Origin of the sequence: Clostridium senegalense JC122 (assembly GCF_000285575.1) — a bacterium.
GTDB lineage: Bacteria > Bacillota > Clostridia > Clostridiales > Clostridiaceae > Clostridium_J > Clostridium_J senegalense.
On the sequence record NZ_HE611051.1, the window covers coordinates 203,229 to 213,460 of the forward strand.

At 25.8% G+C, this 10,232-nt stretch carries 6 protein-coding genes and 1 other annotated feature; of the genes, 2 read left to right on the forward strand and 4 right to left on the reverse strand.

Annotation, left to right across the window (positions count from 1 at the left end; translation table 11 throughout):
• Positions 1-251 precede the first annotated feature (251 nt).
• Positions 252-1,250 carry a tryptophan--tRNA ligase gene (trpS, locus tag CSGHG_RS09185; RefSeq protein ID WP_010294358.1) on the reverse strand — a complete coding sequence of 333 codons (999 nt, stop codon included), beginning with the start codon at positions 1,248-1,250 and terminating at the stop codon, positions 252-254.
• A gap of 92 nt (positions 1,251-1,342) precedes the next feature.
• Positions 1,343-1,575 (reverse strand) — a binding site (T-box leader).
• 138 nt (positions 1,576-1,713) lie between these two features.
• On the opposite strand from trpS, the gene CSGHG_RS09190 reads away from it, so the two are divergent.
• Positions 1,714-1,929, forward strand: a complete 216-nt coding sequence (locus CSGHG_RS09190) for a hypothetical protein (RefSeq protein WP_010294359.1) — start codon at positions 1,714-1,716, stop codon at positions 1,927-1,929.
• A gap of 116 nt (positions 1,930-2,045) precedes the next feature.
• Here the strand turns inward: CSGHG_RS09190 and CSGHG_RS23165 are convergent, their stop codons facing one another.
• Positions 2,046-2,264 carry a hypothetical protein gene (locus CSGHG_RS23165; RefSeq protein ID WP_162130912.1) on the reverse strand — a complete coding sequence of 73 codons (219 nt, stop codon included), beginning with the start codon at positions 2,262-2,264 and terminating at the stop codon, positions 2,046-2,048.
• A 40-nt stretch (positions 2,265-2,304) separates the two neighbouring features.
• Between CSGHG_RS23165 and CSGHG_RS23170 the strand changes: the two genes are divergently transcribed.
• Positions 2,305-2,613: a hypothetical protein gene (locus tag CSGHG_RS23170; protein WP_147582173.1), complete on the forward strand. Its 309-nt coding sequence runs from the start codon at positions 2,305-2,307 to the stop codon at positions 2,611-2,613.
• A 114-nt stretch (positions 2,614-2,727) separates the two neighbouring features.
• On the opposite strand, the gene CSGHG_RS20340 is transcribed toward CSGHG_RS23170, so the two are convergent.
• Together CSGHG_RS20340 and CSGHG_RS21885 are read right to left on the reverse strand one after the other, a co-directional pair.
• Entirely contained in the window at positions 2,728-9,516 is a 6,789-nt protein-coding gene (locus CSGHG_RS20340; RefSeq protein WP_010294361.1) for a GH36-type glycosyl hydrolase domain-containing protein, read from the reverse strand.
• Positions 9,517-9,563: 47 nt separating this feature from the next.
• A partial coding sequence (locus tag CSGHG_RS21885) for a hypothetical protein (protein WP_010294362.1) occupies positions 9,564-10,232 on the reverse strand: 669 nt, incomplete at its 5' end.

Genomic DNA, 10,232 nt, shown 5'->3' on the forward strand with positions numbered 1-10,232 from the left:
AAAGGCCTATAAGTACTTATAATTTTTCTTTTTTACTCCTTTAATTTATCCATTTTTATAAAATATTAATAGTTTTGACTAACTTCCTCCTTTCTTTGTTTTCTTTGTCTATTATTTGCTTATTAGTAATCATTAATTCATAATATTGAATGTTATTTTTATAATTGCTCATTTAAAAATTTTAAACACTATAATCTAAAGATTTTAAATATGATAATTAAAAATAAAAAAACAGCTTTAAAGCTGTTTTTTTACATTTGAATAAATCCTATTTTTCTTTTCATTTTTGAAAGAGTTTTATTAGCTACATATCTTGCTTTTTCTGCACCTTTTGTATAAATTTCTTCAAGTTCTTTTTTATTTTCTAATAACTCTTTTACTTTAGTTTGAACTGGCTCTAATTCTTCTACTATAGCTTCCCCTACATCCTTTTTAAATTGTGCATATCCTTGACCTTTATATTTTTCTTCTATTTCTTCCATAGTCATATTTTTTATAGCACCTAATATTGTCATTAAATTTTTAACACCTGGTTGCTCATCACTATATCTTACCTCACCGATACTATCTGTAACTGCTCTTGAAATTTTCTTTCTAATTACATCTGGTGGGTCCATTATTAATATATAGCAATTTGGATTTTCTTCTGATTTTGACATTTTCTTTTCTGGATTTTGTAAATCCATTATTTTAGCACCTGCTTTTGGAACATATGCTTCTGGAATTTTAAATGTTGGACTATAAGTTTTATTAAATCTCTCTCCAATATCTCTTGCAAGTTCTAAGTGTTGTACTTGGTCTATTCCAACAGGTACTACATCACTTTGATATAAGAGTATATCTGCTGCCATTAACACTGGATAATTAAATAAACCTGCACTTATACTATCTCCACTTTTCTTTGCTTTATCTTTATACTGAGTCATTCTTGAAAGTTCGCCCATATAGCTATTACAAGTTAAAAGCCATGAACATTCACTGTGTGCTGGTACATGTGACTGTATAAACATAGTATTTTTTTCTGGTATAATCCCTGACGCTATATAAATAGCCAAAATTTCTAAAGTTCTTTTTCTAAGATCTGCTGGTTTTTGATGAACTGTAATAGCATGTAAATCTACAACGCAAAAATAACAATCATATTCCTCTTGAAGTTTAACCCAGTTTTTTATAGCCCCTAAATAGTTACCTAATGTTAAATCCCCTGATGGTTTAATTCCACTAAATATAACTTTTCTTTTTTCTTCCATAATCAATACCTCCAATATATATTTTAAAATTAATTCTTATTACATATAATTTTTTATTTTAAATAAAAAAACAAAAGCCCTATAGAATTAATCTATAGGGCGTCAATAACGCGGTACCACCTAATTTTAGCTTTAAAAGCTACTCTACTCTCAGATACATATAATATCCTACCTCTATAACGTGAGGACACGTCAAAGACTACTACATATTTCGCCTTTGCTCTCAGAGACCCATTCAACTTAATCATAATTGTGATAATTTCACCATCTATCACTCTCTTTAAATTTGTTTTTAAGTTTACTTACTTCTCTTCATAGATTTATGATTTTATAATAGTATACTCCTGATATTTGTTTTGGTCAATGTTTTTTATTAATTTAGTATTTTTTTTTGTTTATAGCCAAAATAATTATAAACCACTAATAAATTATTTTATTTTTATATAAATAAGGAGTTGATTATATGACTAAAGATAAAAAAACAAATTATGCACCTAACTTAAGAAACTATTTGGATGCACCACTTAATAAAACTAAATGTTTTTCAAAAAAAGATTATATAGAACTTCCAGACAATGTTACTAACCCTATTGTAGCAAATAATATATCTAATGCAGAATTTGATTATACTTATAATCGTGGAGAAGATATACCTACTACTGAAAATAAAGAAGATTAGTATATACTTTTTTTATATCTTAAAATAAGTTCTACACTTATTTTAAGATATTTTTATTTACTTTAAAGATTAACTTCATGTTAATAATGTAAATTTTTATATTTTATTGAAAACAATTACTCCACAGTTGATATAATGATTATTAAAAGACTAAGGAGTGGTAACTTGAAAAATTTCAAATTTTTTATAGTTATATTATATATTTTTTCCACTATTTTTCTTTTTGGATCTACTCCTACTCCTACTAAAGAGCAGCTGGTCATTGAAGACTTTCTAAACAGTATATATTCTTTTAAAAATGATGAAATTCCCATTGTATTACAACATAATTCCATATATCCTAAAGATTCATTTTTATCAAGAGTCAAACCTTATATGACCAAAAATTCATATGATAAACTCACTTCTAAAAAACTTCAAAATAAATACGTAAAATTAGCTGTTGACATGGGCTTTGATAGTGAATGCGATATAATTAAAATAACTAAAGTAGGAAAAAGTAATAATTATGATTACTTTATAAAAGTGCACGTAATTTTTAGTGATACTGGTACTAAAGAATCCTATATAATCAAAGGTTCTATTTCTTTAAATAACAATAAACAGAAACCTAAAATTAATATTTGTCCTAATATTTCCATACCTAGTATTGGTTCTAGTAACCTAACATCTAAATTAGTATAGCTCTTATTTCTATTTTTATCATAATATTTATAGTACAAAAATGAAGATGTATTATCAAAATAAAATTTTACTTTGAAATACACCTTCATTTAATTAATTCTTTACATATTCTTTTTATTGGTTTTTAATTCTATAAATTAAGCTATGTTCACCATTCTCATATTCTATAAAATTACTTTTTATTAAATTCCCGTCTAAGTAAATTTCATTTTCTTCACCGTACTCAACATTTATTGTATATGTGCTTTTATCTGTTTTATGAGTTATCGTATATTTTTTAAAAGGTATGTTTTTTAAAGGTTCTATAGTAAATCCTTTCCCATCTTTAAGTTTAAATCCCAGTATTGCCTCTATGGCTACTTTATACATCCATGAAGCACTTCCTGTATAATAACTCCATCCTCCTCTTCCATTATGAGGAAATGAAGAGTACACATCTGCACACATTACATATGGCTCAACTTTATATTTATTAGCAGTACTAAAATCTTTGCTGTGATTTATTGGATTTATCATATTGAAAAGTTCTACAGCCTTTTCTCCTTCATTTAAAATAGCATATGCTAGTATAGTCCAAATAGCACCATGAGTATACTGCCCACCATTTTCTCTAACTCCTGGAATATAACCTTTTATATAGCCTGGTTCTAAGTTTGATTTATCAAAAGATGGAGTTAAAAGCATTATTATGCCTTCTTGTTTGTTTATTAAGTATCTGTATAAGTTACTCATAGCCTTTTTTGCTCTTGATATATCTGCACATTTAGATATTACACTCCAAGATTGGCTTATTGAATCAATTCTACATTCATCATTTTCACTAGAACCTAATGGCGTCCCGTCATCAAAATATGCTCTCTTATACCAATTTCCATCCCATCCGTTTTTTTCTATAGCCACTTTAAGTTTTTCCATAACACCAGTATATTTTTCATATAGATTTAAATCACCTTTTTCTTTGCATAAATATTTAAAATTATCTAGTACCGAATATATGAACCATGCAAGCCAAACACTTTCGCCATTACCTTTATTACCAATGGTGCTCATTCCATCATTCCAATCGCCACTTCCTATTAAAGGCAAATCATGTATTCCAAATTTCAATGATTTTTCTATGGCTTTTATACAATGCTCGTATATGGTTCCTTTTCTATGAGATTTTTTTACTTTCCCATAAAATTCATCTATATCATCTTTTAAAGGTTCGCCTTTTATATACCTTACTTCATCATCTAAAATAGAAACATCTCCAGTTCTTTCTATATAATCACAAACTACATATGGTAGCCACAACAAATCATCACTAAACTTAGTTCTTATACCACATTCACTGTATGGGTGCCACCAGTGCATAACATCTCCTTCTTCAAACTGATATGAAGCTGAATAAAGTATTTGATTTTTAGTAATAGACTTATCGAAATATATAATTGACATAACATCTTGTAGCTGATCTCTAAATCCAAAAGCACCTCCACATTGATAAAATGCAGTTCTAGCCCAAATTCTACAACTTAAACTTTGATATAAAAGCCAGCCATTTACCATTATGTCTAAACTTCTATCTTCTGTTTTCACTTGTATTAGCTCTAATTTATCACTCCAATATTTTTGAGACTTTTCTAATTCAATATCTACATTTTCTAACTTTCTAAAATATTTTATTTGCTTTTCTATATCTAATATATTTTCTTCTGCCCCTAACATTATTGTTATAAATTTTTCTTCAAATTCATTTAATTCAATAGAAGTAACTCCTGCTAAACATGGATTTAATCCTTTTCCACAAGAACTTTCTAATGTAATATTTCTAAGTCCATCAGGTTCTTTAATGTCACCATTATATCCCAAAAAGTTATCCCTATGACCTGTTAATATAGTGTTTTTTTCACTAAACGCAAGATAACATTTGGTCTCCTTAAAATTCTCATTGTAAAAATTATCTGCTGTAATGTATCCATCTATATTATTTATATTTGTTACTATAGTTCTATATGTTTTATCCCTTACATCACCTAAAACTAATTCACCATAATATCCCAACTTAAAATTTCTTTTCTTATTAGTTGTATTACACAATTTAATTTTTATTATTTTTATATTTTTATCCTGCGGAACAAAAAATGTAGATTCAGTATATATACCTCTATTTTCTTTTACAAATTTTGAAAATCCCATTCCATGTTTAACAATAACTTCATCATCTTTATCTTCATAAGTTGGTCTAGTAATGTTCCAAATCTCATCATTATCACATAAATAAATATTTTCTGCTGATTGGTCTATTACAGAATCATTATTCCATGATGTTAATTTATTTTCTCTACTGTTTTTATACCATGTATAACTAGAACCAACTTCTGATATTATGAACCCAAAATCTTTATTAGCTATAACATTTATCCATGGCATTGGAGTAGGATTACTATTTTTAATGACGATTGTATAGCTTTTTCCATTATCAAAAAAGCCGCCATATCCATTAAAAAATTCTAGATCTTTTACCATTTTATTTCTAACTAAATTAAATCGTTTAGATTTTTCATATTTTTTTTCGCTTATAATTTTTAATAATACTTCCGGTGTAAGGTCTTTTTTAAATTTATTATGCTTAATTTGTTCAAAAACATCACCATTACTTCCATCAAAATACAATGCAGAAATAAATTTTATTAGATTAAAGTCTTCATCTGAAATATTGGATATTATATGAATTCCTCCATCTTTATCTTTTAAATATTCAATTTCATTTTTTATTATTATATTATTTATAGTTTCCATTATAGGCATCTCATAGGAGCTACACTCTCTATTGATTATAACCAAATCTATTTTTAATTTATTTGCAGTAAGATACTTATGACAATCAATTATCTGTCTTAACAAATATAAATGTGATTCTTTATATATTTCTACAACTATTATAGGAATATCACCTGAAATTCCATATTTCCATAAATCTGCTTTTTTGCCTTGTGGTTTTACTATATTTTGAAATTTGTCTTTATTATCTTCTTGCGATAATAATATATTAGTTAAAAAATCTTGATATAAATTTGCTTGTAAAGTTGTGATATTTAAATTTAAAAGTTGTTGTTGAACATGTTCTTTGCTTAGAATTGGTAAACTTTTAATCTTATTAATATCTTTATATTTTTTTATTAAATCCACACATTTAGTTTTATCAAAACTTACAGCACTTATAAAATAGAATTCTATAGTGTCCTTACTACCTATTTCAAATCTTCTTCTTAATGAAATTATAGGATCTAAAACTGCCCCAACCGAACTACTTAACTTTTCATTATCTATTAACGCTATTGGTTCTTTTTTATTTCTACATCTTCCTATAAACTTCTCCCTTGAAGTTTCAAATTCTAAAGCACCTATATTTTCACTATCCCCAATTAAACATTGAGCTACATAAGGGCTTTTTTCTTTTTTGTTTCTAACTCTTCTATTTGCCAAAACAATCTCATCATCTTCATAATAATTTGTTTTAATAAATAAATTACCAAAGGCAGGATGTGACAAATCCCCTTCATAACTTTGAAGTACAATTTCACAATAACTTGTTAATTCCAATACTTTCTTTTCATTACCTTTATTGTAAATTTTCACAGCTCTTACTTCCATATTTTCATCTTTATGAATAAAAACAGTTGTCTTTACTAGCATATCTTCATCATTTCTAAAAAATTCTGCTCTATCTAAATAAAAACAAGCACTATATCTTTCATAATCTTCTCTAATTGGTTCATAAGTTGTTGAAACATATCTATCTCTTTTTATTTCTTTTAAATAAAAGAAAACTCCACTACTATTTTCTGGCATAGTGTTTCTATATCTATTTACTAAAATTTCGTCAAACTTAGAGTATCCCAAGCCAGTGCTTGACATAACTAAAGAATAATTTTTATTTGACATAATAGTAAATTTCATTGGATCTTCTAATATATTTTTTACCGTTCTTGGTGGTATTTTTCCTATATGACTACTACTATTTAAAATATCAATATTACCTACATTATACTTATTATCATAGATGATTTTTTTACTTCTTTTTTCTTGAAGCAATAATTCATTAGCTTTAATAATAGGATTTTCATGAAAATATTTCTGTAATATATTTTCATTTAATACATTGTCTATAGCCATAATAGACATACCTAAATGATGTATCATATAACTTTTAACTATTTTTCCATTACTATTCTCTGTTTCAGCCCTATTTTTTGTGTAGTCTACAGCTTCATATAAACCATATTTTCCATATACATCATTTTCTATAAGAATATTTAAATTTTCTATTGCACATTTTTTATTTTCCATTAATGATAATATAGTTGCATAAGGTGCTATTACAATTTCTTTATCGTTATAATTTTTTAATGCTATTTTGGGTACACCAAAAGCTTTATACTGATAGTTTAAATCTTTGTCAAATTCATAATATGCACTTTCTGATATTCCAAAGGGTAGTCTTAGTTTTTTACCATAATCAATTTGATTTTTAAGAGCATATTTATAACTTTCGTCTATAAGCGTATTTTCATAATTTTTCATTATTAATCTTGGCATAAAATACTCAAACATTGTTCCTGACCAAGACATCAATCCTTTATTATTACTTTTTCCACCTAATAATCTTCCAAGACTAAACCAGCTTTCCACTGGTATATCTTTTTTACAAATAGCTATAAAATATGCACTTCTTGCTTCTGAAGCTAAAAGATCATAATAATTGTTAGTTAAACTTTCTTTTTCTAAATCAAATCCAATAGATAATAACCCTCTTTTACTATCATATAAAAATGAGAAATCCATATCTTCACACATTGTTATTATTTTTTCATTTAAACAATTGATTCTAGATATTATTTTATCAACACTAAAATTGGTTTTTAATAATATATCTATGCCTTCTTTACTTGATACTTCTTTTAAGGCTTCCTCAACTATATCTTTATAAGCAGTTATAGGAGAATTCACAAATCTTGTCGTAAGATTTGCTATGGTCATATTGTCATATAATTCTAATTCTTTTATAAATGGAAATACTTCATTTATATATTTAAGTTGCATTTTACAATGATTTATTAATTTATTGCACCAGTAGAACTTTCCTTCTTCATTCCTACCTTCATGTTCACTTAAAAGTTCTTCTGTATTGCAAATTATATTAGAAATCATAGTTTTAAATGTCAGTAAATCTTTACACCTATTATTTAAATTATCTTTAACCATAAAATAAAAGTAATGATTACATTCTATATCTTTTATTTCCCCTATAGTTAAATTTAAAATATCTCTTAACCCTAAAATTATTTTTTCCATGATAGGTGTATTTAAATTTTCATTCAAACCTTCATAAGTAGTATACAAATAAGTTATTAAATTTCCACTATCAACTGTAGATACATATTTAGGATTTAAAGCTTTTTTATTTGAGCTATCATACCAATTAAATAAATGTCCTTTATATTTTTCTAATGTGTTTATATTTTCTATTGTTTTTTCTATTCTTTCAGTTGCTTGAATTATATTTATATATCCTAAATCTAAGGCTACTATATTGGAAATTATGCACATTCCTATATTAGTAGGTGATGTCCTATAAGCTAACTTTTTACCTGGGTCCTCCTGATAATTATCTACACCTATATAGTTACATCTTTCATCTATAAAATCCTCAAAATAAGCCCATGTTCTTCTTGAAATTGTTCTTATCAAAATTTCATCTTCATTATTTAAAATATATCTTTTTGTTTTCTTAGGAATACTTATTAAATACGCAATTAATGGAGCCATTATCCAAAGAGCTGTTACTAGTACTAATAAAATATTACTCTGATTTAGCAATACATTTATGAACAAAATTCCTATTCCTATTAAAATTGATTGAAACATTGTATTTAAATATGTAGTAAAATTTCTTTTTGAAGTTCTCTCTACATAGTCAGAGGTTTGCCATTGTAATAAACTTTTATGAGAAAAATTCTTTCTATATATAGTTCTAATTATGGCATCTAAATTTAAATATGCTTCATAAGGTAAAAAAATCAATATTAATAAAGACCTAAAGAAACTTTCTCTCACTAAAATAAACTCTTCTTTTAAAATAGATCCTTTACTAATGTTTTTTACAAAATTAAATAAATTACTAGGGAATGAAGTAAATGGCCATAAAATAATTAACATTAGCCAATAACCTACATTTCCTGGCAATATTTTAAACGTTATAAGTATTAAACTTAAAATTAAAAATATTGAAACTAAACTTCTTCTTAAGTTATCTAGTATTTTCCATTTAGAAAGTAAGTTTATATCATCACTATATAACCAAGGTGTTAGTTGCCAATCGCCTCTAACCCATCTATGTTTTCTTTTAGAATTTGCGTTATAAAAACTTGGATAATCATCTATAAGTTCTATATCACTTACAAGTCCACATCTTAAATAACTTCCCTCCAAAAGGTCATGGCTTAAGACGGTATTTTCAGGAATTTTATTGTCTAAAGTTTTGCAAAATATATCTAAATCATATATGCCCTTTCCTGTAAATATACCCTCTTTAAATAAGTCTTGATATACATCTGAAACTGCTGTAGTGTAAATATCAATTCCACATTCTCCTGAAAATAATTTTGAAAAAATAGTTTTATTGCTACTAACTAAACTGATACTTATTCTTGGTTGAAGTAATCCATATCCTCTTATAACTTTACCATTAGAACCAATGTATCCTTTATTTAAGGGGTGTGCCAATGTACCTATTAATTTTTTAGCTCCATTCATAGGTAATTTAGTATCACTATCTAGTGTTATTACATATTTAACTTTGCTTAGATTCTTTAAATCTCCACTTATTATTCTAAAAGTTGTTTCTTCATTTCCCATTAAAAGTTGATTAAATTCAACTATTTTACCTCTTTTTCTTTCATACCCTATATATAAATTTTCACCCTCATTAAATACTCTATGTCTACATAAAAAAAAGAACTGTTCTTTTTATTTTTACAGTATTTTAAATTTAATTTTTTTACTTCATCTAATGTAAAATTTATTATGTCATCATCATCTTCTAAATTTAATTTTTTACTATCTTTCAAATCTCCTAAAAGAACAAAAAATATGTTTTCATCTTTATTTCCTAAATAATACTGTTCAATATTTTCTAAAAGTTCCTTTGCTCTTTTTTTATTATTTATTATTGTTGGTATTATTACTGATGTTGAATATTCATATGGTATATTCTCTAAATTCAATTTAGGTAATGTATAAGGTTTATTTATTCTCATAATAGTAAAATTCAACCCTCTTATAGCTACATCACTCATAGGTATAATTAAAAATATAGTTGCTAAAATAATTTTATAATTGTACTCATTCTTACCTGGTATTGCATAAAGGAAAGTTATTATATTTATTGCTGTAAAAATAAATATAAGTAATAAATAACTTATAACTGCTTTACCTTTTATCATTCTTTTTATTTTTTCAAATCCACTATATTTTATTTTTAATATATTATTTAATTTATCTCTACCCTCATCTATTAAATAATAACCAATATGATTTTTAAATTCTTCCCTTTCGCTTACTTCCTTACATTT